This is a genomic window from Paenibacillus sp. cl123, assembly GCF_900101595.1.
Lineage (GTDB): Bacteria > Bacillota > Bacilli > Paenibacillales > NBRC-103111 > Paenibacillus_G.
In genome coordinates this window covers 146714-170106 of sequence record NZ_FMYY01000007.1, presented here as the reverse complement: position 1 = coordinate 170106, position 23393 = coordinate 146714, and the positions used below count along the sequence as shown (strand labels likewise).

General features: G+C 51.5%; 44 protein-coding genes. 40 read left to right on the top strand and 4 right to left on the bottom strand.

Annotation, left to right across the window (positions count from 1 at the left end):
• The first annotated feature begins 26 nt into the window (after positions 1 to 26).
• Complete coding sequence (locus tag BLR08_RS14330) at positions 27 to 323, top strand: putative periplasmic lipoprotein (RefSeq protein ID WP_143014380.1); 297 nt, start codon at positions 27 to 29, stop codon at positions 321 to 323.
• Between the two features lie 15 nt (positions 324 to 338).
• Here the strand turns inward: BLR08_RS14330 and BLR08_RS14325 are convergent, their stop codons facing one another.
• The gene (locus tag BLR08_RS14325) at positions 339 to 1022 is read right to left on the bottom strand and encodes a CPBP family intramembrane glutamic endopeptidase (protein WP_072330633.1); all 684 of its coding nucleotides are present in this window, start codon (positions 1020 to 1022) and stop codon (positions 339 to 341) included.
• A gap of 93 nt (positions 1023 to 1115) precedes the next feature.
• On the opposite strand from BLR08_RS14325, the gene BLR08_RS14320 reads away from it, so the two are divergent.
• Genes BLR08_RS14320 through BLR08_RS31705 form a run of 4 tightly spaced genes read left to right on the top strand, consistent with a single transcriptional unit; the run spans position 1116 to position 2657 of the window.
• Complete coding sequence (locus BLR08_RS14320; RefSeq protein WP_072330635.1) at positions 1116 to 1298, top strand: helix-turn-helix domain-containing protein; 183 nt, start codon at positions 1116 to 1118, stop codon at positions 1296 to 1298.
• Positions 1299 to 1302: 4 nt separating this feature from the next.
• The gene (locus BLR08_RS14315; protein ID WP_143151543.1) at positions 1303 to 1980 is read left to right on the top strand and encodes a hypothetical protein; all 678 of its coding nucleotides are present in this window, start codon (positions 1303 to 1305) and stop codon (positions 1978 to 1980) included.
• Positions 1977 to 2519, top strand: coding sequence for an accessory gene regulator B family protein (locus tag BLR08_RS14310; protein ID WP_072330639.1), 543 nt, complete (start codon positions 1977 to 1979; stop codon positions 2517 to 2519). The genes BLR08_RS14315 and BLR08_RS14310 overlap by 4 nt, the downstream gene beginning before the upstream one ends.
• A gap of 15 nt (positions 2520 to 2534) precedes the next feature.
• Entirely contained in the window at positions 2535 to 2657 is a 123-nt protein-coding gene (locus tag BLR08_RS31705) for a hypothetical protein (protein WP_256257623.1), read from the top strand.
• 33 nt (positions 2658 to 2690) lie between these two features.
• Here BLR08_RS31705 and BLR08_RS14305 read toward each other — a convergent pair whose 3' ends face one another.
• Together BLR08_RS14305 and BLR08_RS14300 are read right to left on the bottom strand one after the other, a co-directional pair.
• Positions 2691 to 3056 (bottom strand): hypothetical protein, encoded by a 366-nt coding sequence (locus BLR08_RS14305; RefSeq protein ID WP_072330641.1) that lies wholly within the window; start codon positions 3054 to 3056, stop codon positions 2691 to 2693.
• A gap of 4 nt (positions 3057 to 3060) precedes the next feature.
• On the bottom strand, positions 3061 to 3525 hold the full coding sequence (locus BLR08_RS14300; protein ID WP_072330643.1) for a hypothetical protein: 465 nt from the start codon (positions 3523 to 3525) through the stop codon (positions 3061 to 3063).
• Positions 3526 to 3822: 297 nt separating this feature from the next.
• On the opposite strand from BLR08_RS14300, the gene BLR08_RS14295 reads away from it, so the two are divergent.
• Positions 3823 to 4074, top strand: a complete 252-nt coding sequence (locus BLR08_RS14295) for a helix-turn-helix domain-containing protein (RefSeq protein ID WP_072330645.1) — start codon at positions 3823 to 3825, stop codon at positions 4072 to 4074.
• A 179-nt stretch (positions 4075 to 4253) separates the two neighbouring features.
• Here BLR08_RS14295 and BLR08_RS14290 read toward each other — a convergent pair whose 3' ends face one another.
• Positions 4254 to 4616 carry a helix-turn-helix domain-containing protein gene (locus BLR08_RS14290; protein ID WP_072330647.1) on the bottom strand — a complete coding sequence of 121 codons (363 nt, stop codon included), beginning with the start codon at positions 4614 to 4616 and terminating at the stop codon, positions 4254 to 4256.
• 349 nt (positions 4617 to 4965) lie between these two features.
• Here BLR08_RS14290 and BLR08_RS14285 point away from each other — a divergent pair, with 349 nt between their 5' ends.
• From BLR08_RS14285 to BLR08_RS14130, 34 genes are all read left to right on the top strand, one after another.
• Positions 4966 to 5199, top strand: coding sequence for a helix-turn-helix domain-containing protein (locus BLR08_RS14285; protein WP_176835521.1), 234 nt, complete (start codon positions 4966 to 4968; stop codon positions 5197 to 5199).
• Positions 5192 to 5362: a hypothetical protein gene (locus tag BLR08_RS31135; protein WP_176835520.1), complete on the top strand. Its 171-nt coding sequence runs from the start codon at positions 5192 to 5194 to the stop codon at positions 5360 to 5362. Before BLR08_RS14285 ends, BLR08_RS31135 begins: the two co-directional genes overlap by 8 nt.
• Positions 5334 to 5585 carry a DUF7667 family protein gene (locus BLR08_RS30665; RefSeq protein WP_072330651.1) on the top strand — a complete coding sequence of 84 codons (252 nt, stop codon included), beginning with the start codon at positions 5334 to 5336 and terminating at the stop codon, positions 5583 to 5585. The genes BLR08_RS31135 and BLR08_RS30665 overlap by 29 nt, the downstream gene beginning before the upstream one ends.
• A 14-nt stretch (positions 5586 to 5599) precedes the next feature.
• Positions 5600 to 6274, top strand: a complete 675-nt coding sequence (locus BLR08_RS14280; protein WP_176835519.1) for a sigma-70 family RNA polymerase sigma factor — start codon at positions 5600 to 5602, stop codon at positions 6272 to 6274.
• Positions 6275 to 6282: 8 nt separating this feature from the next.
• The gene (locus BLR08_RS31700; protein WP_256257624.1) at positions 6283 to 6408 is read left to right on the top strand and encodes a hypothetical protein; all 126 of its coding nucleotides are present in this window, start codon (positions 6283 to 6285) and stop codon (positions 6406 to 6408) included.
• A gap of 174 nt (positions 6409 to 6582) precedes the next feature.
• Positions 6583 to 8091, top strand: a complete 1509-nt coding sequence (locus BLR08_RS14275; RefSeq protein WP_256257625.1) for an ATPase — start codon at positions 6583 to 6585, stop codon at positions 8089 to 8091.
• A 100-nt stretch (positions 8092 to 8191) separates the two neighbouring features.
• Positions 8192 to 8395: a hypothetical protein gene (locus tag BLR08_RS14270; protein ID WP_072330657.1), complete on the top strand. Its 204-nt coding sequence runs from the start codon at positions 8192 to 8194 to the stop codon at positions 8393 to 8395.
• Positions 8392 to 8781 carry a hypothetical protein gene (locus tag BLR08_RS14265; protein ID WP_072330658.1) on the top strand — a complete coding sequence of 130 codons (390 nt, stop codon included), beginning with the start codon at positions 8392 to 8394 and terminating at the stop codon, positions 8779 to 8781. Before BLR08_RS14270 ends, BLR08_RS14265 begins: the two co-directional genes overlap by 4 nt.
• Positions 8778 to 9764: a RecT family recombinase gene (locus BLR08_RS14260; protein ID WP_072330660.1), complete on the top strand. Its 987-nt coding sequence runs from the start codon at positions 8778 to 8780 to the stop codon at positions 9762 to 9764. Before BLR08_RS14265 ends, BLR08_RS14260 begins: the two co-directional genes overlap by 4 nt.
• Positions 9765 to 9995: a hypothetical protein gene (locus BLR08_RS14255; RefSeq protein ID WP_256257626.1), complete on the top strand. Its 231-nt coding sequence runs from the start codon at positions 9765 to 9767 to the stop codon at positions 9993 to 9995.
• Positions 9996 to 10009: 14 nt separating this feature from the next.
• Positions 10010 to 10393, top strand: coding sequence for a hypothetical protein (locus BLR08_RS14250; protein ID WP_072330664.1), 384 nt, complete (start codon positions 10010 to 10012; stop codon positions 10391 to 10393).
• On the top strand, positions 10390 to 11136 hold the full coding sequence (locus tag BLR08_RS14245) for an MBL fold metallo-hydrolase (protein WP_072330666.1): 747 nt from the start codon (positions 10390 to 10392) through the stop codon (positions 11134 to 11136). Before BLR08_RS14250 ends, BLR08_RS14245 begins: the two co-directional genes overlap by 4 nt.
• The gene (locus BLR08_RS14240) at positions 11137 to 11625 is read left to right on the top strand and encodes a hypothetical protein (RefSeq protein ID WP_072330668.1); all 489 of its coding nucleotides are present in this window, start codon (positions 11137 to 11139) and stop codon (positions 11623 to 11625) included.
• Between the two features lie 15 nt (positions 11626 to 11640).
• Positions 11641 to 12576 carry a replication protein gene (locus BLR08_RS14235; protein ID WP_072330670.1) on the top strand — a complete coding sequence of 312 codons (936 nt, stop codon included), beginning with the start codon at positions 11641 to 11643 and terminating at the stop codon, positions 12574 to 12576.
• Positions 12491 to 12838, top strand: a complete 348-nt coding sequence (locus tag BLR08_RS14230) for a replicative helicase loader/inhibitor (RefSeq protein WP_143014377.1) — start codon at positions 12491 to 12493, stop codon at positions 12836 to 12838. The genes BLR08_RS14235 and BLR08_RS14230 overlap by 86 nt, the downstream gene beginning before the upstream one ends.
• On the top strand, positions 12795 to 14237 hold the full coding sequence (locus tag BLR08_RS14225) for a replicative DNA helicase (RefSeq protein WP_083537099.1): 1443 nt from the start codon (positions 12795 to 12797) through the stop codon (positions 14235 to 14237). The genes BLR08_RS14230 and BLR08_RS14225 overlap by 44 nt, the downstream gene beginning before the upstream one ends.
• Entirely contained in the window at positions 14164 to 14787 is a 624-nt protein-coding gene (locus tag BLR08_RS14220; RefSeq protein ID WP_143014376.1) for a hypothetical protein, read from the top strand. The genes BLR08_RS14225 and BLR08_RS14220 overlap by 74 nt, the downstream gene beginning before the upstream one ends.
• Positions 14788 to 14797: 10 nt before the next feature.
• The gene (locus BLR08_RS14215) at positions 14798 to 15073 is read left to right on the top strand and encodes a hypothetical protein (protein ID WP_072330676.1); all 276 of its coding nucleotides are present in this window, start codon (positions 14798 to 14800) and stop codon (positions 15071 to 15073) included.
• Between the two features lie 42 nt (positions 15074 to 15115).
• On the top strand, positions 15116 to 15550 hold the full coding sequence (locus BLR08_RS14210) for a hypothetical protein (protein ID WP_072330679.1): 435 nt from the start codon (positions 15116 to 15118) through the stop codon (positions 15548 to 15550).
• 12 nt (positions 15551 to 15562) lie between these two features.
• Positions 15563 to 16093 (top strand): hypothetical protein, encoded by a 531-nt coding sequence (locus tag BLR08_RS14205; protein WP_072330681.1) that lies wholly within the window; start codon positions 15563 to 15565, stop codon positions 16091 to 16093.
• Positions 16094 to 16154: 61 nt separating this feature from the next.
• Positions 16155 to 17270: a DNA-methyltransferase gene (locus BLR08_RS14200; protein WP_072330683.1), complete on the top strand. Its 1116-nt coding sequence runs from the start codon at positions 16155 to 16157 to the stop codon at positions 17268 to 17270.
• A gap of 18 nt (positions 17271 to 17288) precedes the next feature.
• The gene (locus BLR08_RS14195) at positions 17289 to 17726 is read left to right on the top strand and encodes an XF1762 family protein (RefSeq protein WP_072330685.1); all 438 of its coding nucleotides are present in this window, start codon (positions 17289 to 17291) and stop codon (positions 17724 to 17726) included.
• A 15-nt stretch (positions 17727 to 17741) separates the two neighbouring features.
• On the top strand, positions 17742 to 18191 hold the full coding sequence (locus BLR08_RS14190; RefSeq protein ID WP_072330687.1) for a YopX family protein: 450 nt from the start codon (positions 17742 to 17744) through the stop codon (positions 18189 to 18191).
• The gene (locus BLR08_RS14185) at positions 18188 to 18538 is read left to right on the top strand and encodes a hypothetical protein (protein ID WP_072330689.1); all 351 of its coding nucleotides are present in this window, start codon (positions 18188 to 18190) and stop codon (positions 18536 to 18538) included. Before BLR08_RS14190 ends, BLR08_RS14185 begins: the two co-directional genes overlap by 4 nt.
• A gap of 175 nt (positions 18539 to 18713) precedes the next feature.
• Positions 18714 to 19769, top strand: coding sequence for a DUF5131 family protein (locus BLR08_RS14175; protein ID WP_072330693.1), 1056 nt, complete (start codon positions 18714 to 18716; stop codon positions 19767 to 19769).
• Entirely contained in the window at positions 19766 to 20023 is a 258-nt protein-coding gene (locus tag BLR08_RS14170; protein ID WP_072330695.1) for an ASCH/PUA domain-containing protein, read from the top strand. Before BLR08_RS14175 ends, BLR08_RS14170 begins: the two co-directional genes overlap by 4 nt.
• The gene (locus tag BLR08_RS14165; RefSeq protein ID WP_072330697.1) at positions 20020 to 20364 is read left to right on the top strand and encodes a hypothetical protein; all 345 of its coding nucleotides are present in this window, start codon (positions 20020 to 20022) and stop codon (positions 20362 to 20364) included. The genes BLR08_RS14170 and BLR08_RS14165 overlap by 4 nt, the downstream gene beginning before the upstream one ends.
• Positions 20365 to 20431: 67 nt before the next feature.
• Positions 20432 to 20641 carry an ArsR family transcriptional regulator gene (locus BLR08_RS14160; protein WP_072330699.1) on the top strand — a complete coding sequence of 70 codons (210 nt, stop codon included), beginning with the start codon at positions 20432 to 20434 and terminating at the stop codon, positions 20639 to 20641.
• Positions 20638 to 20910: a hypothetical protein gene (locus BLR08_RS14155; RefSeq protein ID WP_072330701.1), complete on the top strand. Its 273-nt coding sequence runs from the start codon at positions 20638 to 20640 to the stop codon at positions 20908 to 20910. The genes BLR08_RS14160 and BLR08_RS14155 overlap by 4 nt, the downstream gene beginning before the upstream one ends.
• Before the next feature lie 176 nt (positions 20911 to 21086).
• On the top strand, positions 21087 to 21665 hold the full coding sequence (locus tag BLR08_RS14150; RefSeq protein ID WP_083537101.1) for a hypothetical protein: 579 nt from the start codon (positions 21087 to 21089) through the stop codon (positions 21663 to 21665).
• A gap of 12 nt (positions 21666 to 21677) precedes the next feature.
• On the top strand, positions 21678 to 21956 hold the full coding sequence (locus tag BLR08_RS14145) for a hypothetical protein (RefSeq protein WP_072330705.1): 279 nt from the start codon (positions 21678 to 21680) through the stop codon (positions 21954 to 21956).
• A complete protein-coding gene (locus BLR08_RS14140; protein WP_072330707.1) occupies positions 21934 to 22233 on the top strand; it encodes a hypothetical protein in 300 nt (99 codons plus the stop codon). The genes BLR08_RS14145 and BLR08_RS14140 overlap by 23 nt, the downstream gene beginning before the upstream one ends.
• Positions 22234 to 22235: 2 nt before the next feature.
• Positions 22236 to 22841 carry a hypothetical protein gene (locus tag BLR08_RS14135; RefSeq protein WP_072330709.1) on the top strand — a complete coding sequence of 202 codons (606 nt, stop codon included), beginning with the start codon at positions 22236 to 22238 and terminating at the stop codon, positions 22839 to 22841.
• Positions 22842 to 22907: 66 nt separating this feature from the next.
• Positions 22908 to 23381, top strand: coding sequence for an ArpU family phage packaging/lysis transcriptional regulator (locus BLR08_RS14130; RefSeq protein ID WP_072330711.1), 474 nt, complete (start codon positions 22908 to 22910; stop codon positions 23379 to 23381).
• The last annotated feature ends 12 nt before the right edge of the window (positions 23382 to 23393 follow it).

Here is a 23393-nt window from a genome sequence, read left to right as displayed (position 1 = left end):
TGGAAGATATTACTGGGGGTGTTTGTGTGCGGAAAATAGTCATAGTCATGATGATGATCCTTGTGCTCACCGCGTGCGGGAAGCCTGCTGAAACGGTACCTGCCGTCGATAGTAGACAAACGATGATGAACGATATCCAGGTATATTTGACCAGCGCGAAAACGGGGAAGACTGCGGCAGCAGATGCTGGGAAACTGATCCGAGCGACCTTGCCGAATTATAAGGGGAACGACGCGGAGAAGTTTAAGGAGATCGCGGATAAAATGGATCAGAACAAAGTGGATGAGGTCAGCAAGCTCTACCAGGAGCTAGGAGGCAAATAGGGAGAGCCAGGTCTGTTAGTGGACCTGGCTCTTTTTTATGGCGATCGTGGTCAGTACGACCTTGAGGTTATAAGCGATGTGGAAGATGATCGGAACCATGAGGCTGCCGGAGGTAAGATATAACCAGCTCAGAGCCACGCCGAGCAGGGCCGTGTCAATCATACGTTCCACTCCCTGCTGGAAGTGGGCTAAGCCGAACAGAATGCTTACTGCAATGAGCGCGACCCAAGCGGGCAATCCCCAGTCTGCAAGGAAATATTGATAAGCAAACCAACGATACATCATCTCCTCGGCAATACCGGTCACGAAAGCAAGGATGCTAAACACCACGAGCCCGCGGGTAGTTTTGGGAAACGTCTCTCGCTTGCCTACATACTCCTTGGCAACCGCAGCACGCATCCTAGGACTCCTCCAGGTCAACAGCAACGGCACGACAAGCATGAATGCTTGATAAGCGACAATAGACCAGAGCACCGATTTCACGATCAATGGAGCGTCGAAGGAGTGGGGGGGATGAAACAGCTCGTCGACCGGTCGAATCTGCATTGTTGTTGCAGCGGCGCCTATGTATAAAACGATGAGGAGACAGTATACTCGAACCTTTGACTTATCCGTCTTGTCTCGAGCGAGGTATCGAGTGAAAAGCAAGCCTGCAAAAGGCAAAATAAAGACAGCAACTAATATAAAAATATGGTTCAAAACAGCACCTCGCAATCATATATTGACGACCGATAGCGGTCATGGTACTATTTTACTAGATTGACCGATAGCGGTCAATGGAAGGAGGATATCATGAAGGCGGAGGACCTGCAAAAGATCATCATGGGAACGGAACAAGCGGCCGAAATGTGGGGTCTATCCCAAGACCATATAAAGAAACTATGCCGGCAGGGTAAGTGCGTGGCTGTCCAAATAGGTAAGACATGGGTCATCGCGAAAGGACAAGAAAATCCAAAGAGTAGGCGGGGAGAATGATTTGTTGCTTGAGACGGTTTTCAGGGTTGTAGTCACCATCCTATTTGTTTCATCGGTCGTATTGTGCAGCTTCGCTATATTTCGCATGATCATTGTACCCAGCCAAATCTTCACTATAGCCGCGGTTGTAGGGATCACGAATCATTACTTCAAGTTTGTGATAGACTCCCCCTTTTCGATGCTTGCTCAGACCATCGTCTTCACGATAATGGTTATGGTGACAAAGCGGTATCCTGCTCTGTACGCTCTCCTTGTCACGTTTACCGGATCAATCATTGTCTCTTTGATCGATGCTCCAGTAACGATCCTGGCTATGCAAACAGGGTTTGCTGCCGTTGAGGACATGCGTAATAACCTCTTGGTATTCACGGTGCTGCATATTATCACTGGTGCGTTGCTTGTCGGAATATCCACGCTGCTGATACGATTGAAGGCAGGGTTTTCCTTCATCATTCGGCGATATGAAGGTAACTCCATATTGCGGGCGTCAAATTTCATCTGGGCTTCCATATTGCTTGGGGCATTACTTTTCTTCCAGTTTACATATGCAAGGCTCCCCGTGCTCTCCATGCACGGATACATACTAATGCTGATGGCAGCCACGATGCTTGTAGTACTATGGTACGCTATCCGGCAAAACTATAAATCAGCCGAAGCACGGAAAGGGCGCACACTTACATGACATATGTCGATAGATTTGCAACATACTTGGCCGAGTCCATCAGGCATAATAAACCAGAATCATCGTCCGTAGCTGTGCTGCGGTACGCCTTGATTGCACTGATAAATCAAGCGATAACGATGGCGATTGTGCTAGTAGTCGCCGCAATAACCGGCGACATTTTAAAAGCCTTGGCCGCGAGCCTTCTGTTTCCGCTACTGCGTAATTACAGTGGCGGTTTTCACTTTCAGAATGCGACCCTATGTAACTGGATAACTGCAGCTTTTGTCCTAGTCTCTGTGTACGTTCCTGTTGATTTTTGGTATAATGGGATCATACTTTCGGGTGCGACGGTTGTCATCTTGCTGCTTAATGCCCCGGCCGGGATCAAGAGGAGCCGCATTGATAAAAAGCACTTTCCAGTTTTAAAGCTGGTTGCCGTTGGCATTGTGAGTATAAACTTCTTTCTGCAGATTCCATTCGTATCGGTACTGTTCTTCATACAGGCACTGACTACATTCCCGTTTCTGCAGCGTATTGTAGATAAATTAAAATTATAGGAGGCACATAGAAAAATGAAAACGATTCTTGCAAACATCGGAGATAGCATCTGCACATTCTTCAGCAAGCGTCTGGCGACAACCGGCTGTTGGTGGGGTTGTCATCGCGAAGAAGCTCCGGACGAACTGTTCAAATAAAACGAAAGCGGCCCCGACGAAGGGCCGCTTTTCTTATGCTCGGGATGCTGCAATCGTACGGACGAACAGATCGGCAATGCGCTTTATGTAGCCGCGGTGCTCTGCTTCAGCCCGTTCGTATACCTCTATGTCTTGTTTGTCCAGTGCCAGCCCGATCCCTGGATGCATTTGATGATGCTTGATGATCAGATAGCATGCTGTTTCTTGCAGCTCGATCGGTATGTTGCTATTGATCAACATAATATGCCGGTTACTCTCATCTTCCCGCAGATACAACCCACAGATGGCGTCACCGACGTTTGTGTCGTAGTGTTCAATCCCCATATGCTTGGCTGCCTTAAAAGGGCAACGCTCCCCGATCTCTTGATAAAGTGTTTCGATTTGAGCATCTATGTTCATTGGCTCAGTTTCCTTTCAGCACCGACCCCGACCCCACGCGTGTCAGCTGCTCTTTGATTTTGTGATATTTTGACTTTGTATTAGCAGGGATAACTCGCAAACCCCGAGCGATGGATATTTCCATGACAGCCTGAGTATGTGCCGCAGCAACGTCGCCGTAAAGACTCAATTCGTTCGGTTTTGGATCGAAATAGAGTCGCCCGCGCCACTCATCATAAACCTGCGCTTTAACAAAGTTACAGACGTTCGTACTATCAGTAGAGCGGAAACCTCTGTGGAACCATGCTTCCTCGATTTCTTCTTGGTTACGGGGCTGCCGGTATTTTCGGCCGTCCTCCGTTTGGAATACAAGACCGCGCCTATCGCTACCTATGATCAAAATGGACTCACGATTTATTTCCTTCACTTCCCCTGTGTCAATATCGACCACTGGGATGAGACTCACATAGATGACTTTTTCGTCGGACATACCAGACACCCTCCGTCCGAATAACACATTAATTTATATTAGTCAAGAATTTTATTTCCGGATATTCCGGTCAGACTGTTCGTGTTTTGTTCGCTTCAAATCTACGTAAATAAGACATAAGATAACTATAAGACAAATTCCTTAACTCCAAACGATGGCTGAATGGGTTGCCGCCCCAGCCGTTTTCTTGGGGTATTTTTTTGTTTTTTCGACTGATCACCTCCTCAAGGTTCCTTTGTGCGTGATTTTTTGGTACGATGTACCAGTACCTTAAAAGCTAGGAGGCAGCCTACCCAAATGCGTTATAAGTTGGGAGATTGCCACTTGCACGCGATTTGGAAGGAGATTGGCTGGACCAACCAAGACTTTGCCGATACCCTGGGGCTTTCGCGCCAGCAAGCGTCCGACTACGCTAATGGCAATAAAAAGATGGGTACGGCTCTCTTGCTATCTTCTGCAAGAGCGATGGGAGTAGATCCCTACAGGATCTATGATCTCATTCCTAAAGTCAGTCGCAAGGGGCAACATTCAACGGAGAGCACCGAATAATCGGTCTCTTCTGGGGAAGTTGTCCTACTTTTAGGGTACAAAGTGCGTAAAAAAAATCCTCATGCCCCAAAAGATGAAATATGGGCGATGTAGGAATCATTATAGCACGGACATTTGCATTTTTTACGTCATTTTTGCGTCATGATGCAATTCTAAAGGTTTTTTTATAATTGATCTCCTTATTTTGAATCTTTGAATACAAACTCCAAGAATTTCAATGCATGAGCAATGTCCTCTTCCTTCACTTCAGATTTGCCTCTAATAAGGGCTTCTGCTTCAGCAAGGAACTTCTCTTTTGCGCCGTCTTCAACTCGAGTTTTGTCAAAGAAATGCTTTTCGGCGTTCTCGCGACCAAGCAGGTAGTCCGTGGTCACGTTAAAATAATTAGCCAACTTAATCAATGTTTCGTAATCCGGTGTCGCCTTGTTGTTCTCATAATTTGAGATATTGACCCGACTCGAGCTAATGATCTCTGCCAACTCCGGCTGTGTGATGTCCCTCTTGGTGCGCAAATCTTTGAGTATTTCTCCAAACGTTGCCACAATCAACCTCTCCTCAACAAAAATATAAGACGTCAAGAAAAATTACTCTTGCGTCAATAAAATTTACGTGTTATTATTCGAACATAGCCAAACGAAGACAAACGTAACCTATCGTTAGGCTATGTAATCAGTATTAACAGTTTAATTCGTTATAATCATCCAACGATAAGGTAAATCGCTTCTTATTTATAAAGCGTTACTTATCGGTACAAGATGATTATATAACGTAATTAAAAGTTACGCAACAGTAAATTTTCTGTACTCTGTGCAGGAGTCTATTTGTTATGCGCCTCGGGTAAAAATTATGTGCGTAAACGTCAAGAAAAATTACGCGAAGGAGGTGAGGGGCTTGTTTATACAGTTCAAAGACCTAGATAAATTCAACGAATTTTTGCTCCGTAATGGCTATACCAGGTCAGACCTGAGCAAGAAACTTGGAATCACCACGGTAGCATGCGGAAGGATGCTTAACGGTAAGTTGTCTAAAATCTCCCCGCCTATGGCTACAAAAATTGCGGGTGTGCTCGGTCAAGATTTTGATGACATTTTCCAAATTGTTAAGGAGGTGCGAGCTGGTGGATAGGAGATACCTTGCAAGGCTGGCCGAGGCAATGATTACCGAGGCAAAACAGATTAATCCTGAAAATGCTTTGGAGGTTGCAGTTGCAGAGCTGGAAAAAGCATGTTGTTCAGATGTTGACAAGGAGCGTGAGTCGTATGATCGGCATTCACCCGGTACATCGTAAGCTGGCCGAGTTCGCCCAGATGAATCTCCAGAAGGACGGCAGCATCGTCCTGGACGTACATGACAGAGTAGTCCTCCTGAGACTGCTCAAGCAGAATCTCGAACTGGTCCAAGAACTTGACGGATTGAAGCAGTTAGCCCACCAACTCCATTTGATTGGAGAGATGGAATGGCATCAGGAAGTACGCAGCCGCATCGAAGAGATCGAAACAAAAATGATATGAGAGGGGCGGTCATCATGACAGCCGTAGCAGTAGTTAATTATCACCTCGGGCCGAAAGATGAAGTAATCGCAGCAAACCTCCGCTTGGTCCACCATTTTGCGAGGAAATATTTATCGTATGGTCGGCGGAACGGCGTAGAGTACGACGATTTGTATGGTACCGGTTGTGTGGGATTGGTCAAAGCGTACAACAAATTCGATCCGGAAAAATCAATGTTTTCCACCTATGCCGGCACATGGATCAAATTCGAAATCCTTAGACATATCGAGCGGCATTCTGGCAGAGTAAAGATCCCAAGAACGACGTTGGAGTTAAGGCGAAAAGCTCAGAAGTTAGGATTAATAAATGAACCTGTGGTTGAAATAGCGAATCGATTGGGCTGCTCATTAAAGGCTGCGGAGCGGATCTCAAAGACCGAAATGACCAGGGTTACGAGCATCCATGTGCAGTTGGATGAGGAGCAGAATATGACCGTAGAGGACATGATCGGCACATCAGATGACTTAAGCGAGATTGAGGTCAGAGACTTTATGAGCCAGTTGCCTGCTCGGACCCAAACGATAATCAAACTGCGCATCCAGGAGATGACTCAGGCGGATATCGCTGCTCAAGTAGGGCTCCAACAAGTCCAGGTAAGCAGGATACTCGCCAAGATCAAGCGGCAAATCCTGAATCATGATGGGAGGTGAGGACGCTCATGAACGCACTGAGCATGCAGCAGGGCAGACGTTGGATTTTAGCCGTCAGCGGGCTGATGAAGGGAGCTGATGTACGGCGAGAAACGGCCAAATATCTGCAAGAAAACAAAAAGAGCCGAGCATAAGCCACGGCCGATAAGAAAATCACCTAACTGCATTGTAGCACGCATTTTTAGCCAGGCCTATTATTTTTTTGCCAAAAACGGGATTTTGACCTTGAAAGGAGCTGCGGAATGCCTCGAATTATCCGATTTATCGAGCTGCAGTTGATCAATTTTACGACCCATCGAGAGTTGACGATGACATACGGCCGCAGCAATTTTTTGAGCGGCAAGAACGGCGAGGGTAAATCCTCAATCGGTACGGCGCCGGCATGGATATTCTTCGGGACGGATTTGGCCGGAAAGACATATGACCCGTCGCCGAGCAATTATGAGTTTGACCGTGTGTACGCATCCCTTCTGCTGAGCAAGGATGACACGGAGCACAAATTCGCCCGGGAGATCAACGACAAGGGCAAGAACGTATTTTACGTCAACGATGTACCGCAGTCGGCCACAGCATTCAAAGCAGCCGTAGCGGAGCTGTTCGAGCAGGATGAGTTCTTGTCGCTCTACTCACCAGCCTACTTTTTCACCCAGCACTGGACAAAACAGCGGGAGCAGGTCATGCGCCATGTGGCGGCTCCGACCAACAAAGAGGTATTCGAGGCTATGAGCCGCTCTTCCCCAGAGCAGCCGGCTAAGGATATCGTGCTCAACCCGCATGCTGCCAAACTCAGCGAGCTGCTGAAGAAGCACAACATCGATGATTTGCTCAAGATTCACAGCGGCAAAGACGGCCAGAAGACGAGGCTGGAGAAACAGCACCCAGCCGCGCAGGCCAGGACCAGAACGCTTAAAGAGCAGTTGGATCGGTTGCCGAAGGGTGAGGTTGATCTGCAGGAGTTGAAACAGCAGGCAGACGCACTGCTTGAGCAGATTAAGGCCGAGGAAAAGGTCCTTGCATCAGCTGATGAGATTAATCGGAGAATCAACACTCTGGGCTTCAAAATCCGGTCCATGTACGACCAGGCCGAGCGCATGCGAAATGAGTTCATGCTGGTGCATGAGGAGCCGATCCTTGAAGCCTGCCGTACCTGCGGGCAGGCGTTGGACGATGAGAGCCGCAAGAAGTCGGAATTAGCGAAGTTTGCCCGCAAGGTGAAGATCAACGAGGACAGAAAGGCCGTAATTGCTGAGCGAAAAGCATTGGAAGAAGAAGCCGCCTCCCTTTTCGCAGTCGACATCACGGAGCAACTGCAAAAGGTTCGTGAGCTGGAGCAGCAGCGGGAGCCGATCGCCGAAGCCATTCGCAACCAACTGGAGCGCACCAGACTGACGTCCGAGGTCGAGAAGGCCAAGGCCGCCGAGGAGAAGACGCTCGCCGACCTCAAGGAGTCTATATTCATCCTGGATGCGGTCAAAGCGTTCAAGGCCAAAGAGGCTGAACTGCAGGTGAGCAAGGTCGATGCTTTATTCACGACTTTGAAGGTACGGCTGCACAACTATGTCAAATCGACGGATTCGTACGAGCCGACATTCGTCATCCAGCGCGACGGCAAGGATTACGGCCAGTTGTCGGCAGGTGAGAAGATTGGCGCTGGCTTGGAGATTGCTGAAGTGCTGTTTGAGCAGTCAGAGCTTATCGTTCCATGCTTTGCTGACGGCATCGAAAGCTACACCGGGCGATTGGCAGTTTACGACCAGCTCATCACCGGCCGCACGGTGCCGGACCAATCGCTAAAGATCGAAACGAGCCAGTCATAATGTTCCGGGGATTTATATGGGCAATGTCACTTTACGGTTATGTGCTGGCAATAGGCGTGATCCTGTGGTTGGTACTCAAATAAACGAACGGAGGATGTCAATGAGTCAGGTAAAGGAAATAACTGCGGGGTACACATATACCAAGAATCTGGGGAACTACGAATCACTCAAAATCGACGGGTCTGTAACGATCACCGTGCAGCCCGGTGAAACTGCTGAGGAAGTTACGGCCAAGGCATACAGCGTCGCCAAACAACAGGTAGTCAACGGACTTAAAACATGGGGAGCAGGTGTCGGACGATGATCAGGAGCGTCGAGTTTGCAGATTTTCGTGGGCACCCATCCATCGAGCGTAACGACTGCATCGTGCTTCGTCGGGTGGAGTATGTCGGTTCCCTGAATGTGAATATCGCGTTCCCTTTTCATGAGGACACTCCGAATTTCACCCTTACCGTTCCAGAAGCTCTAACGCTGCGGAATGCGATCGACGATATGGTTGCGATCAAAATGATCGGCGAGCCGGCTCCAAACTATCCACATCGCATGACGGCTGTCAGCGAGCGGGACATTACCCGGATCGATGCGCTGCAGGAAGAATATCCGCTTGATAGTGGATTCGATAGATCGGCTCGGGATGCAATTCAGCGGGTCAAAATTATACTGGGCATCGCCCAAGGAGGTACGCGATGAGCGCAAACAAGTCACTTCAAACGGTCAATACGCAGGCGCTGGTAGGCAACTTCACACAAACTGAGCTCGACACCCTTAAGGCCACGATTGCCCGCGGGACAACGAACGAGCAATTTGCATTGTTCGTCCAGACATGCGTCAGTGCAGGCCTGAACCCGTTCCTCAATCAAGTATTTTGCATCGTCTACGACGGTAAAAATGGCCCTGTTATGAGCATCCAGATTGCTGTTGAGGGTATTGTCGCCATCGCAAAGAAGCACCCCGAATACAAGGGCTTTATTGCTTCAGAGGTCAGGGAAAACGATCACTTCAAGGCCAATGTGGCGAAAGGCGAGGTCGAGCATGAACCGAACATGATGAGCCCCGGGAAAACGGTGGGTGCTTACTGCATCGCTTACCGCGACGGAATGCCAAACATCTTGGTAATCGTCCGGAGCGATCAGGTTGAGCATCTGGTAAAAGGCCGGAACGGGCAGATGTGGAAGGACTATTTCGACGACATGATCGTCAAACATGCGATCAAGCGAGCTTTTAAGCGCCAGTTTGGCATTGAGGTCGCGGAAGATGAGTACATTGGCTCCGGGGGCGGAGATACCTTGCAGCAATACGAACCGCAGCGCCGGGACATTACTGCTGAGGCGGAGAAAATTGCTCCCGAGCAACTCCCACAGTCAAGCCAGCAGCAGAAAGCAGACGGTCCGACTCCAGCGCCTCACGATCAACAACAGCCCGACCCGAAGATCAAGCAAGCCCGGGCTCAGATGAGCGCAAAATTCAAGGAGTTGGGAATCACAGATAAAGACTCCATGTCAGCATACATCGCTCAGCACGGCAAGCTTAAAGGAGATACGCCGACACTCGCGGAGTACAACGCGCTGCTGAAGATCATGGACCTCCATATTCAAGAGAGCAAAGCGGCGGCAGACGCCCGGCCAGATGATGATGATTTACTCGACGACGAACTGTTCGACGCCATTAAATAGGTGACGACGCAACCTATACAGATTGACCTGTTCTCGATGCTCGATCCGTACCCGGTGCCAGCTGCCATAGCGGTGCCGGCAGCTCCGGTCCTGAACGGATTTTACTATGAGCGATCCAGCGACATGTTCGTTTCCTTTGCCCAAGGGCGCCGACACTACGAGATTCCAGCTAGAGGCTGCGGCCATCTTAAAGCGTGGCAGGAACGGTTGAAGCGGGAGCGCGAGATTTGAAAGGAGAATGAACGATGTTGGATAGACTAAATGATTTAGATTGGCAAGAAGCTTTCGGGGCTGCAGGAAAAGAGGTAGACACAGAGTTGAATGGCAAGCCTGTAGTCGTCCAGTTCGCTTCCCCTGTTTCTACAACACCATTCGACCGCGAGGATGTTGCAGAAATTATTGCAATCTCGGATGGGGAACACAACGGGGAAAACTGGTTAGGGGTATTTCTTCTAAAAGATGGACGATTTGCAACGATCGACTCTGGCTGCGATTACACAGGTTGGGGATGCCAAGAATGGGGTGTCGCCGAAGTGGCTGGATCGCTTGAGGAGATTGTTCGATACGGTCTATCTAATGAGCAACGCACACGATTAGGTCTATTTTTGCCCGGTGGTACCGAGGAATGAAAATCGACATCCTCGCATCCGGCAGCGCGGGCAACTGCATCGCCCTGACCGCCAACGGCAAAACGATCCTAATTGATGCCGGAGTAGCGAAGACAAAGATCGAGAAGCGGCTGCTCGAGGCGGGCATATCGGCCCCGGACATAATCGGCATTTTTATCACTCATGCGCATGCTGATCACGTCAAAGGCCTGCCGCTGGCTGCAAAGTACATCATCCCCGTCTACGCGACGGACGGGGAATGGAAGTCCATTCGGGAGCCGGAAGACCATGACGGCCTTGTGCGGCCGGGGAATACCGTGATGAGCAGCTCCGACGGCTGGGAGGTTGCAGCATTCAAGACCTACCACGACAGCTACGAACCGGTAGGATACACGGCGAACTGCGACGACTACAAAGTCAGCATCTGCCTAGATACAGGCAAAGTGGACGATGACATGCTGGAGGCCATGGCCGGCAGCCACGCCATCATCATTGAGGCAAATCATGACGAGAGCATGGTCGAGCAAAATGAGCAATACCCATCAAGCGTTAAAGCGCGCATATTGTCCGATATCGGTCATTTGAGCAATGAGCAGACGGCTGCGGCACTGTCCCAGCTAGTCCGGGGCCGGGGGGAGCGGATATACCTGACCCACCTCAGCAGCAATAACAACATGCCGGAGCTTGCCCGGATGACGGCTGTATCTGCGCTACGACGGTGCGGGTTTACGGAAGGCAAGCATTATTATCTGGAGGTGCTTTAGGTGATCATTCGTATCCTCAAAACATTCCCGCACACTCGCGGCGATTTTATCCATAGCGGCACGGAGGTATCGGCTCGAAAATCGTTGACTAATGACAGGGCATACCAAATCCTCGAAGGGGTCCATATTGGGGCAGAGATTCCAGACCATCAATGCTATGAGGTCGATCAGGAGGTCGTACATCTCCAAAATAAAATCAACAAACTGTCCCTCGAGCTGGAGGAGAAAAGAAATAGAATCTCCCAGTTGAGCAAGAAAGTCACCGATTACAGCTTTGACCTGTCGGAAGCAAGAAGAGAACGTGACCTCTTACTGCAGCAGATCGAGCGCAGCATAGATGAGCTGCCGCAGCCGAGCGATGCAGAAGTGAAGGCGGGAATCAGCAAGATTTTTGACGAGTGGGATGCGGATCGGTCGTCGGGGCGCCCGATGGATGATGACCTGGAGACGAGGATTATCAGGTTCGTTCGGAGTGTTTACTTCCGGTAAAAGCAGGTGAGGGGAATGGCTAGTCCCCAGAAGGAGAACGGCTATACGGGGATCGCCAACGAGATCCTGGACGAGACATGCAGGTTTAATTTTAACGGAGCTCAGTTCCGGATCATTATGAAGGTTTGGCGAATGACTTACGGGTACGGTCGCAAAGCACATGAGTTTTCGCTGACATTCCTACATGCCTCAACCGGCATATCCGAGCGGACAGTCAAAAAGGAAGTGGCTGCGCTCGTAAAGGCAAACGTGCTGATTGTAACTCGGAAAGCAACCAGTACGACAGCAAGGATGCTTGCCTTCAACAAAGATTTTGACGCCTGGACGATTCCGAAGGGAGGGGAGCCGGTGATTCAGGGAGACCTTTTTGACGACTTAGGGGGGAGCGATTCTTCCCCCCACAGTAACGAGGGGGAGGGGAGCAATACTTCCCCCCAGGGGGGGAGCAATACCTCCCCTCAAAGTAACGATTTTCCTTACTCAGGGGGGAGCAATACCTCCCCCATAAAAAGAAAAAAGATCTTAAATAAAGTATTTAAAGAAAATGTCGACTACTTTGCAATCTTCTACTCTGCATATCCACGACGGATATCAAAAGCAGCCGCTCAGAAAGCATGGTCTGCACTCGAAAAGAGCCCAGACTATGATCCGGAGCTGATCATCCAGAACACCCGCAATTATGCCGAGACATGCAAACTGTTGGGCACGGAAACCAGGTATATCCCGCATCCTTCAACCTATCTCAACCAGAAGCGCTTTGAAGATTATAACAGCGTAGATCCCGAGGGCATTACGGCCGGCTCGGGTGGTAACAAGGTCAGTGACAATATGGATTTCCTGAAAAATCAATTGGGAGGCGGTCAATTTGACCAGGGACGAAGTGGCGCTGCTGATGGCGAAAGCTTCCGCAGCTTACCCGGACAGCGCTCCGAATTTGAAGAGGAACCCTGAAATCTTCGAGCTCTGGGTCGAGAGGCTGGCCGACTTCGATGCTCGGGAGGCACTTGCCAACCTGAATGATCACATCGACGAGAGCGAGTGGTTCCCTAAAATCGCCTCAATTAAGCGGCAACGGGAATCGTACGTCGATCCCGAGATTAGAGCGAGAAACATCCAGATTGCACACCAAGATTGGGTAGCAGCAGGCAACGACCCGGAGGAGTTTGTATATGAGCCAAACAGCGGAAACAGCATTAGACGACTTACAAGCTGAGCGATCCGTTCTAGGGGCCGTATTCCTCAAACCGGAGGTCTTGGATGATCTACTCTTCCTGGAGGCGCGGGACTTCTACTCCAAGAAAAACGAGCTTATATTCGGGGTGATGCGGTACCTGCACGGCAAAGATATCCCGATCGATCTGCTGACCGTCACGGAGCATTTCCAGCGGCGTGGCCGGTACGACGATATGGGCGGGGTAGCATACATCGCCGAGCTAGCACAGTCTTGCCCGACCGCCGAGAATGCCCTGTATCACGCTAGGATCGTGCGCTCAAAGGCACACAGGCGCAGGGGAATCGAAGCAGCAAGGGATATCGTTGAGATTGCGACAGGCGGGGACTATACGGTGCAGCTCGTTCCTAATAGTTCCCTGAAAAACAAGCCTGCTGAGTTCGAATCCGACGAGGACTATTTCGCAGCAGTCGAGGAGAGAGTCTTCGACATCCGGCCGCAAAACACCTCGAAGATGAGAAGTTTCGCGGATATGAGGAAGGACTACTTCGACCACCTTAAAAGCAAAGCAGCCAAGCTCCTGACTGGCGTATTCAAGCAATTTGATGAGTGGGCCATGATCTGGATGGGATGGCTCTACATCATTGCTGGCAGGCCGGGGGTCGGGAAGACTGCTAAGGCGTTGCAGCTCGCATATGGCATTTGCAAACATAACGCTTCAGCTGGCCCCGTGCTGTTCTTCTCCCAGGAGATGGACGAAACCGAATTAATCGATCGGATGGTCGCCATGTCAGCCGGGGTCAATTATAACCGGTTGATTAATAAGGGCGGGCCGGAAGGCTTCACTGAAACCGAGTGGAAGCGAATTAACGATGCATATGACGAGATCGAGCGGTTCCCACTCTATGTCCAAGACAGCGCAGGCGTAACGATCGACGAGATCCGGGCCACAGCTCGCCAGTTCAAGAAGCGGTACGGGAAAATCGCTGCGATCATCGTCGACTATCTGCAGATCATGGAGATCCCCCTGCGGGGCAAGAACGAAAACCGGGCTCAGGCTATCGGACGGGTGACTCGTACAGCGAAAACGATGGCTCGGAACATGAAATTCTGCTTTATCATGCTAAGCCAGCTTGACCGCGAGGTAGACGACGGCGAGCCGAAGCTCCGACATCTTAAAGAGTCCGGATCCATTGAACAAGACGCCGATGTCGTTGAGTTTTTGTATCATGGTGGGGATTATGAGAACGGCGCAAAGGTCATACAAAGCATATTCGCGAAAGGCCGGAACGTCGGCCAGAACCGATTCCGCTTGAAGTTTGAATGGTGGCTGCAGCGATACGTTGAGCTTGAAAAAAAGGGCGGTGATGATGGTGGCAAAACTGGAGCTCCAAACCGAGGAGCAGGCGGCAAAGGCGGCGGCTCTAAAAAAGGAGCTTGAGATCGAGCTGGAGGACCCGCTGCTCGAAGATGACGAACGGGAGAAGATGCAGGCCAAGGTCAGGAGACTGGACCAAGCGCTGGACGAATACCGGGTCCGTAACGCAAAACCTAAAACGTCTCCCGTTGACGAGCAGCCGCTGCCGCCTCCACCGAACGAGGCGCCGCCAGCACAAGCAGGGCCTGCAATTATCCTTCAAGAGGCCGCTCCGCCTACCGTCGACCCGCGGCCCGACCTGGCCGACGACATGCACCTCTGGCATGTACTGCTTAAGATGGCAGCAGAAGATGACCAGCGAGCAGGACGGGTGTACGGAGTGGACGACAACACGCTTTGCGGTGTGCTCAATGGTATCCGCTGCGGCGGTACCCGGATCAGGCCCGGAAAAAATGGCTGGGTTATCAGGCCCGACATTGACCCATCTGGCCATACAGCCTGGACGACACAGGAAGAATACGACTACATTAAGGCGCGGTACCTGCAGCCATGGGTCAGCCAAATTGCTGGACTGCTGCAGGAGCTCAAGAGCACTCATCCGCTGCCCGGATAGGAGAATATGCGTGGAAGTGATGAATATACCGGTCCAGCTCAGACTGACCGACAGGGGCCCGGAGGAATGCCGGCACCGCTTGCTGCAGAGTCTCGATGATCTGCTCCATGAGGTGAGCGGAAGCGAAGTCGATAAGGCTCAGGCTGCGAAGTATCTCTCGGCGGTAAATCAGCACTTAATTGACTATTTCATGGCGCGCGGAGTGCTGGCATACCCGGCCGAGGATGTGGCGGGGAACGTCAATGATTTTTTCGGAAGTCAGAACCCGGAATGTGCGATCACATGACTTGCCGCAGACAAAAGGTGCGATTGCAAGGAGGTCACATGTTTGAAAATGACTAGAGAGGATTACCAGCGGGCAAAGGCACACGGCATCTCGGGACCAACTCTCCTGAGACGAATCCAAAACGGTTGGGATAAGGAAACAGCGCTCACCCGGCAGCCAAGAAAACAGGCGGTCAGAGACGAAGCATACTATTCATGGCGCGATGTCGCACTCAGCAATGGTATAGGCAAAGAAACCTACAAGAGCCGCATCTATGAGGGATGGAGCTATGAAAAGGCGGCAAGTGAACCTCTAAGGCGTCGTGTTGAGGAAGTGCCTCCTATTGATCCCGATGAGTCAGTTGGTCCGCAAAAACGATTGATATCAAAAGAGATTCACCGCCTCGCCAGATGTAACGGGATACCACGGGAATTGCTTTTGGAGAGAGTATATCTCCAAAAATGGAACCCGATAAAAGCGGCGACGGAGGCACCATAGGGAGGAGATAGCATGAACCCTTACGATTATTACATCACGCCCGAGGAGTATAAGCAGGCTGAGGCAATTGGCATCCGTCCCACATTACTGGAAGCAAGGATTCGCCAACTTGCATGGCCGAAGGCGAGGGCATTATCAACTCCGCCGCACTCGAAAAAGCCGCTTAAAGATTGGGTCGAAGTCGCCGCTGCAAATGGTATCTGTTACAGCACTTTGCGGTATCGGGCTAACCGACTCGGATGGGATATCGAACTGGCTGCTACGCAACCTCTCCAGGATCGCAGCGCGCAAGCCGTTCGGGCGCATGAGGCCAGTCGGAAATATCCGGTCGAAGCACTGAAAAAGGCTATTGAAAACGGGATTCCGGAGCGAACATTCCATCGCCGCATGAAAACCGGATGGGACGCCGAGGAAGCAGCTACCCGTCCGCCTATGACGCATCGGGAAGTGGGCCTGCTGACTAAATCAAAACGGCAATGGAGCAGGAATCTCCTGAAACGGTCTAATTGGCAAGGCACATACAGTGTCAGACAATCCAGGTGATCAGGGGGAGGAGATAGCATTGGGAGTCCCCCGTATACTGCACGGAGACTGCCGCCTCGTAATGCGTGATCAGCTGCCGGCGAGGCATTATCACACCTGCGTCACGAGCCCGCCGTATTGGGGCCTGCGCGATTACGGCGTTGAGCCCAGCGAATGGCCGGAGGTCATCTATACGCCGATGCCCGGGCTTCCGCCGATTACGGTCCCAGCATGGCGCGGATGTCTGGGGTTGGAGCCTACGCCGGAGATGTTTGTCGGTCACATGGTGCTGGTGTTCCGGGAGGTCTGGCGAGTATTGAGGGACGACGGAACCCTTTGGATGAATTTCGGAGACAGCTACGCCAAGGCCGGAATATCCGGATTAGGTGATCCGACGATCGGGCAGCGCAACCTTGGGGGCATGAAAGCCATCTCCAAGACTATTCCGTCCGGACTCAAGCCGAAGGACCTGATCGGCATTCCGTGGCGCGTCGCCTTTGCCCTCCAGGCAGACGGATGGTATCTCCGGATGGACAACATATGGGCCAAGCCTAACCCGATGCCTGAGAGTGTGGCGGACCGGACGACCAAGGCACATGAATACATGTTCCTGCTGGCCAAGTCCGAGCGCTATTACTACGACAAAGAAGCGATCAAGGAACCGGGTGTACAGGATGAATGGGCAAATGGATTTCGTGGTGGTGCTTACACGGGAAACAGCACCTTCGACAACAACCAAGGGGGGAAACGAACGGTTCGGGGGAATTTCAAGGTTCCGGCAGGCTGGGACACAGAACCAGGGTCGCACGGCACGATTCACCGGACCGGGAGGAGCCGGTCAAATTCATTCGCCAGGAAGGTTAAGGAATCGCCGCCGCCCGGTCAGCCCTCGCAGCATCGAGAAGAGCGTGAAGAAGTGGAATACAGCGGCATGCGGAATAAGCGCAGCGTCTGGACGGTGGCGACGCAGCCGTTTCCGGAAGCACACTTTGCAACATTTCCCGAGAAACTGATTGAACCATGCATCCTCGCAGGCGCTCCGGTAAGCGGCTGGGTCATTGATCCCTTCGGCGGCAGCGGAACGACAGCCAAGGTCGCACTGGCAAATAACCGGGAATGCACCTTGATAGACATAAATCCAGACTATATCGCCATGCAAGAGCGACGGACGGCTGCGGTACAGACCAATTTGTTTTAGAGGGAGGAGATAGCAGCCATGCTGACACTACAGCCGACGACATTTGCCGATGCCTGCGAATTTGTGAAGCAGTACCATCGTCATCACATAGCGCCGCAGGGCCACAAATTTAGCATCGCCGTTGCGGATGATGACAAGGTCGTCGGCGTGATCATGGTCGGCAGGCCGGTCGCCCGACATTTGGACAACGGCCGGACGCTTGAGGTGGTACGCTGCTGCACGGACGGCACGGCCAACGCCGCCTCCATGTTATACGGAGCTGCTTGGCGCGCTGCTAAGGCGATGGGATATCGCAGGATCGTGACGTACACACTGGCCGAGGAGCCGGGAACCAGCCTGCGGGCGGCCGGGTGGACGGAACTATACAAGACGCCGGGCAAGAGTTGGAGCGTGCCGAGCAGGCCGCGGATGGATCGTCATCCGCTGGGGCAAAAAACGATTTGGGAAATGATTTAGGGAGGAGATAAGGGTATGACCAGAGAGATTAAGTTCAAGGCTTTCTACAAGCCCCTAAATATAATGTTACAACCGGGACAGATCGAGAGTATCAATTTTGAGACAAAAGTCCTCGGCGTGTACTTGGACATCGATGGTAAAGGATTTCACAAACTGCGCATGTCTGACTTTGAGATGTTGCCCTATACCGGCCTGAAGGACAGGGAAGGCAAGGATGTCTATGAAGGGGACATCGTGACTCTTACAGTTCCTGATCAAGATTTCGTAATCCAAGGTAATGGCTATATGGATAACGGAGTACACAAGGGGTTCAGTTTGAAAGGTGAAGTGAAGTTTCTGTATAGCTGCTGGTTCATCGACGAGGGCGGCGGAAAAGGAGGACCGTTGAATTTCGAAGATGGTCAGACCCTTGAAATCCATAGCAACATCTACGAAAATCCCGATCTACTGGAGGTATCCCCATGACCTACACAGTAGAGCAGATACGCCAGCAACCGGCAGGTGAACAACTGGACGCAAGGTTGGCGAGCGCCTTCGGCTGGGAGCATTATTTTGCCAAGACAGGGATCGTAGTAAAAAGGCAAGACGGCAAAACATTCCATGCGCATCTATCGACGACTTGGTCTGGCATGGAACTGGTAGTAGAGGAGATGCGTGCAGAATACTCCCTTGAACTAAGTGTACCTGGAAAGCGTTACGGAGATAGATGGGCGGCAAGGTTCGGGATTTATAGTGAACACGCATTTGCTGAAACAGCCCCTCACGCAGTAGCCATTGCGGCTCTACTGGCTCTCAAGGGGGAGACAGCATGACAAACTTATCTGCAGAGGCACTGTCCATCTGCAATCAGCACTACGCCAAAAACTGCGGCGGATGCTCCTTACGTCCGGCTTGCGTTTCATACATCGGGCAAGGACAAGAGGCGCTGGATAAGTGGATAGACGAGGTTAATCGTAAAGCTCAAGAGTTGAGGGATGGAGGGGAAGTATGAGCGACAAAACCAAAATAGAATGGTCTGATTCGACTTGGAACCCGGTAACCGGCTGCACTAAGGTCAGCGAAGGATGCCGCAACTGCTACGCCAAAACATTCGCGGAACGCTTCGAGGGAACACCCGGGCATTATTTTGAATCGGGATTCAAGGTGACGCTGCGACCTGAAAGATTAGGACAGCCGCTGCGTTGGAAGCGACCGCGAAAGATATTCGTCAACAGCATGAGCGACTTGTTTCATCCGGACGTGCCGGACGAGTACATTGATCGGGTCTTCGCGGTCATGGCGCTTTGCCCGCAGCACACGTTCCAGGTGTTGACCAAACGGCCTGAGCGGATGAGAGAATACTTGTCTGACAGGAAAGAGGTCGTTAATGAAACGATCGCCTTTAATATGATGGATGTGCCAACAAGACATATTGGCAAGCGTTGGGGAGGATGGACCCCGGCGCAAACGGGTGAGTACGGAAGGGTTGAAATTCCCGGATATTTTGACGATGTGAGCATAGATTGGCCCCTCCCGAACGTCTGGCTAGGTGTGAGCGTCGAGAATCAACAGGCAGCTGATGAACGAATACCGTTGCTGCTGCAGACTCCTGCGGCCGTCAGATTCCTGAGCTGCGAGCCGTTACTGGGTCCAGTAAACCTAGGTAAATGGTTGCTTACTCAAGGATGGAGTCCGAGTTATTACGATCCTGATAACATTCATGGTTACCCTGAGTCAGAACCGACAAACGAGCATATCAATTGGGTCATCGTCGGCGGCGAAAGCGGACGGAATGCCCGACCGATGCATCCAAACTGGGCGAGGAGCCTCCGCAATCAGTGCAATGCAGCTGGCGTGCCGTTCTTCTTCAAGCAATGGGGAGAATGGAAAAAAGTTCACGATCTCAGTGCTAATGACCCCGGAATTAAAGGGAAGCTTTGGCACACCTTCGATCCTGATACGTCGGTATGCCGGATCGGGAAAGAGGCTGCTGGCCGTATGCTAGATGGTCGAGTTTGGAGTGAAATGCCGCTCGTTGGCGGAGGGGAGAGTGAACAGCCATGAAGGAACACCGATTGAAAACTTGGCCGGAATATTTCCAAGCGGTGGTGGACGGAAGCAAGACTTTCGAAATCCGTGAAAACGATAGGGACTACCAAGTAGGAGATAATCTCCTCCTGCTTGAATGGGACCCGAAGGTGGAAAAATACACCGGCGATTTAATAAGTCGAAAGGTCACATACATGACAGATTTCGCTCAGCGTCCTGGATTCGTAGTGATGGGAATTAAGCCTTGGGAGTACGGTGAACAGCCATGAACAAAGTGCCTGTAATGGTATTGCGTAATAAATCCAATCCAGACAGATATCTGGCGGCAAGTATGGATGTCGGAGACTGGGATGATGAAAACCTGGATGTTACTTTAAACGACATCCAGAACGCTTATATGGTCGTTCGCAAGGATTTGTCAAGGCCGACAGCCGCTGATTTCGAAGAGCACAAGGCATTGCACGCGAAATGGAAGCAAGTGCTGATCGAAAAATATGGAGAAAACGCCTGCATTTCATTGGATTTTGAGGGTGTCTGCGAACACTACGAGCCAGTGAACATCGAGATAACACAGGATCAATATAACTATTCCAAAGATCTGGCCGAGTAAGGCACCTAAATACAAGGGAGGGCTAACCATCGACCACCAAACAGCAGCGATCCGGACGAAAGTATTCGTGCTGTACGTCCACCGCCGGATGACGATCCGGCAGATCGCGGAAGAACTGGATACCAACAAGGGCGCCGTACAGCGTCACCTCAAGCAATTGCTGCAGCTCTCCCCGCGCATCCGGTTTATGGTACGGAGACAGGCTGAAATCCAGCGGCATAATGGCAATGCGTCGCGCTTGGATGTGCAGCCCATGATTCGGGTGTTCAATGTATGATCAGCGCATCCGAAATGACGAAGCGTCATCTTTATGAGGTTGCCACGGCGAGAGATGTTGTTCTTGACGACCGGTACGAGGCAGCGCGGGAGCTTCAGTCGCGTGCTCTGGGAGCAAACATGATCGTCGACCTAGTCCGGATGTGGCCGACGCATACGATCGCTGATATCGGAGATTACCTGGGTATACCGCCGCAGACAGTGCTCGGAGAGGCAAACAAGCTCGGACTGCCGATGGGACTGCGCAGGGAGGCACACCATGCCCATTGACCCATACTTCGGTTCTTATATCGTAGATGTCATTACGCATGATGGCGAGGCCATTGGAGCGGTTTACTGGCTGCCATTACATCAAAAAAGCCTAGGAGGCGGTACCCATACGGCACATCGGTATAGATCCAGCGACGCGCACCGGGCTCGTAGCGCTCGGCCCGAACGGAGATATCTTGACGGCCAAAGAGTTGACCGGAGCAGGGGCATCCACACCACGCAAGATCCGGACGCTCCACGATGAGGTGCTCCGGCATCTGCAAAAAGGCGACAACGTTTGTATCGAAGGCTTTGCGCTGGATGCCCAAGACACAAACAAGGTAAGCAGCGGAAATAACTGGGCGGCCAGGCTGGCGGCGGATCGGATTGTCGGAGCATTTGAAGTGGCTGCACCGGGCCAGCTTAAGAAGTTCGTGGATGTCTCGGAGTGGACCGGGGTTAAGGGCAGTAAGAAACGGTTGCCAGGACCGACGGTCAAGAAACTCGTGCAGCAGGCTGTTGAGCGGATATGGGGCTTTAGGGCACCAACGGACAACATCGCAGACGCTTATGTCCTGGCACGCATTGCCGAAGCTCTGCATGCCGTTAAAGCCGGCAGGGACCCGGCAACATACCCCGACTATCAACGAGAGGTGCTGGAGTCGATCATCGATCCAGACTCGGCCAAGAAGAAGGGGAAAACGAAGAAACCCGGTGCAGCTGCTCGGGGACCGGCGAAGCGCGCTCAAAAAACAGAACAAACGATCTTATTTTGAGGAGATGAGGCAGTGGGAAGACCCCGTAAGAAAAACTATATCATCGCTGGCCCGCCGGACTCAGTCAAAAAATTCCGCCTCTCAAAAGAGCAGTATCTGCTCGAGCGGATCGCCGGCAAGAGCCGGCAGCGGATCGCTGACGAGCAGGGTATCAGTTTCAACACCCTTTATAACCGGCATTTGGTCAAATGGGGCATCAGAGCAATGAATCTCGAAGAGGCCGCCATGCAGCTGCTGGGAAAGAGCACAGGGATAGGAGGAAACAACTGTGAAAATTCAAGTCGAGGATGATCTCTACATCGAGGATTCATCTACCGGGTTCGGTTTTGTCATAAAGAAGTACGCTCCACCGCGTTTCGATGAGGCGAAAGGACAGGACGTTACCACCCACAAAATCATCGCCAACTTCCAATCGTTGCCCGGCTGCGTGAGCTACATTCTCCATAAGCACAATGTTTCAAACAGTTGCGCTGCTGATCTGAAAGCACTGACTCAAGAAATCCGCAAGCAAGAAGCATTGATTAAAAACTTGTTCGAAAAATCCAAACGTACCGAGGGGAGCAAATAACTATGGCTATTAAAATCCGTGCATCATTTAACAAGCAAACGAAGGACTCGAAAAAAGAACTCATCCAATTTTATTTGACCGGCGATGACGAAAAGAACCCCGAACTGAACGAGCTGTGCAGGGAGGTCGTGGAGCTGGAGATTGACGGCGTTGAATCGAAGCTGACGGCAGAGTTTTCGAAGGTTGTCCAGGATGCCAAGAAGACGACCCTCGACTTTATCGTTAAGGGCAACTCGTCAGTGTCCCAGTCCTATGATTTTTATCGCAAGGCCGGTTCAACCGTGCTCCTGACAATTGCAGCCGCGCAAATGTCCTTGGGTGATTACCAACAGGAACCGCCGCACGAGGGCATCGAGTATACAGTCAACGGCGACGGTACGGTCGAGACTGACCCGAATCAGGTGTCGATTGATGATGTGCCGCCTGGAGACGGCGACGCACCACCACAAGGGACCGAGAATGTGACGGATCTGCAGCAGGCTCGGACAAGACGGGGACGGCCACGGAAGGCGACTGAGCAGGAACAGAAAGCTGAGCAAGCGGCGCCGGCGGCAGATGATGCCGACGACCTGATGGAGCAGGCCAGCGATGAGGATTTGCCGTTTTAACGTCCATATAATCAATGCCCCCGATCACCGCGGGGGCTTCCTCCAAGAAAGGAGCGAGCTGCGCGCATGGGGCAAATGGGATTCGAACTGCCGGAAGTGGACCGGAAGCAAACGAAGGAGGCCGTCGAGGGGGCTCTCGAACGTTATCGGATATACAAATTCCTGAGCTTCGAGGAGCGCGAGGCGACGATCACAGCCTCTTATGACGACACTCCGCGGAGCAATACCGACGTAACGAGCGATCAGACGGCTAAGATCGCAATATTCAACGTCGACGCTCAGGCGGCCCGAAAAGCACACATCGAGCAAGTCGAGCGAGCTGTCAACCGGCTGCCGCGGATGGAGAAATTTTTGATCATGGAGCGATACATGACGTCCGAGGCGGATTATCTTACTGATCAAAATGTTTATAATCACAAATTCAATCCGCCGATTAGTCAGGGGAAGTATGACAAAATTCGTTGGAAGGCATTTTATAAGCTGGCATTTTTTATGGAGCTAGTGGTTGTAAAAAAGAGGGAGGACGGAGGGGCAAGTTAACCAAGCCCCTCC

Excerpts from the sequence above, each read along its gene's own strand:
- BLR08_RS14320 (WP_072330635.1), top strand. The coding sequence starts at position 1,116 with ATGAAGGCGGAGGACCTGCAAAAGATCATCATGGGAACGGAACAAGCG.
- BLR08_RS14310 (WP_072330639.1), top strand. The coding sequence starts at position 1,977 with ATGACATATGTCGATAGATTTGCAACATACTTGGCCGAGTCCATCAGG.
- BLR08_RS31705 (WP_256257623.1), top strand. The coding sequence starts at position 2,535 with ATGAAAACGATTCTTGCAAACATCGGAGATAGCATCTGCACATTCTTC.
- BLR08_RS14305 (WP_072330641.1), bottom strand. The coding sequence starts at position 3,056 with ATGAACATAGATGCTCAAATCGAAACACTTTATCAAGAGATCGGGGAG.
- BLR08_RS14300 (WP_072330643.1), bottom strand. The coding sequence starts at position 3,525 with ATGTCCGACGAAAAAGTCATCTATGTGAGTCTCATCCCAGTGGTCGAT.
- BLR08_RS14295 (WP_072330645.1), top strand. The coding sequence starts at position 3,823 with ATGCGTTATAAGTTGGGAGATTGCCACTTGCACGCGATTTGGAAGGAG.
- BLR08_RS30665 (WP_072330651.1), top strand. The coding sequence starts at position 5,334 with ATGATCGGCATTCACCCGGTACATCGTAAGCTGGCCGAGTTCGCCCAG.
- BLR08_RS14280 (WP_176835519.1), top strand. The coding sequence starts at position 5,600 with ATGACAGCCGTAGCAGTAGTTAATTATCACCTCGGGCCGAAAGATGAA.
- BLR08_RS31700 (WP_256257624.1), top strand. The coding sequence starts at position 6,283 with ATGAACGCACTGAGCATGCAGCAGGGCAGACGTTGGATTTTAGCCGTC.
- BLR08_RS14275 (WP_256257625.1), top strand. The coding sequence starts at position 6,583 with ATGACATACGGCCGCAGCAATTTTTTGAGCGGCAAGAACGGCGAGGGT.
- BLR08_RS14270 (WP_072330657.1), top strand. The coding sequence starts at position 8,192 with ATGAGTCAGGTAAAGGAAATAACTGCGGGGTACACATATACCAAGAAT.
- BLR08_RS14265 (WP_072330658.1), top strand. The coding sequence starts at position 8,392 with ATGATCAGGAGCGTCGAGTTTGCAGATTTTCGTGGGCACCCATCCATC.
- BLR08_RS14260 (WP_072330660.1), top strand. The coding sequence starts at position 8,778 with ATGAGCGCAAACAAGTCACTTCAAACGGTCAATACGCAGGCGCTGGTA.
- BLR08_RS14250 (WP_072330664.1), top strand. The coding sequence starts at position 10,010 with ATGTTGGATAGACTAAATGATTTAGATTGGCAAGAAGCTTTCGGGGCT.
- BLR08_RS14245 (WP_072330666.1), top strand. The coding sequence starts at position 10,390 with ATGAAAATCGACATCCTCGCATCCGGCAGCGCGGGCAACTGCATCGCC.
- BLR08_RS14235 (WP_072330670.1), top strand. The coding sequence starts at position 11,641 with ATGGCTAGTCCCCAGAAGGAGAACGGCTATACGGGGATCGCCAACGAG.
- BLR08_RS14225 (WP_083537099.1), top strand. The coding sequence starts at position 12,795 with ATGAGCCAAACAGCGGAAACAGCATTAGACGACTTACAAGCTGAGCGA.
- BLR08_RS14220 (WP_143014376.1), top strand. The coding sequence starts at position 14,164 with ATGATGGTGGCAAAACTGGAGCTCCAAACCGAGGAGCAGGCGGCAAAG.
- BLR08_RS14205 (WP_072330681.1), top strand. The coding sequence starts at position 15,563 with ATGAACCCTTACGATTATTACATCACGCCCGAGGAGTATAAGCAGGCT.
- BLR08_RS14200 (WP_072330683.1), top strand. The coding sequence starts at position 16,155 with ATGCGTGATCAGCTGCCGGCGAGGCATTATCACACCTGCGTCACGAGC.
- BLR08_RS14195 (WP_072330685.1), top strand. The coding sequence starts at position 17,289 with ATGCTGACACTACAGCCGACGACATTTGCCGATGCCTGCGAATTTGTG.
- BLR08_RS14190 (WP_072330687.1), top strand. The coding sequence starts at position 17,742 with ATGACCAGAGAGATTAAGTTCAAGGCTTTCTACAAGCCCCTAAATATA.
- BLR08_RS14185 (WP_072330689.1), top strand. The coding sequence starts at position 18,188 with ATGACCTACACAGTAGAGCAGATACGCCAGCAACCGGCAGGTGAACAA.
- BLR08_RS14175 (WP_072330693.1), top strand. The coding sequence starts at position 18,714 with ATGAGCGACAAAACCAAAATAGAATGGTCTGATTCGACTTGGAACCCG.
- BLR08_RS14170 (WP_072330695.1), top strand. The coding sequence starts at position 19,766 with ATGAAGGAACACCGATTGAAAACTTGGCCGGAATATTTCCAAGCGGTG.
- BLR08_RS14165 (WP_072330697.1), top strand. The coding sequence starts at position 20,020 with ATGAACAAAGTGCCTGTAATGGTATTGCGTAATAAATCCAATCCAGAC.
- BLR08_RS14155 (WP_072330701.1), top strand. The coding sequence starts at position 20,638 with ATGATCAGCGCATCCGAAATGACGAAGCGTCATCTTTATGAGGTTGCC.
- BLR08_RS14135 (WP_072330709.1), top strand. The coding sequence starts at position 22,236 with ATGGCTATTAAAATCCGTGCATCATTTAACAAGCAAACGAAGGACTCG.
- BLR08_RS14130 (WP_072330711.1), top strand. The coding sequence starts at position 22,908 with ATGGGGCAAATGGGATTCGAACTGCCGGAAGTGGACCGGAAGCAAACG.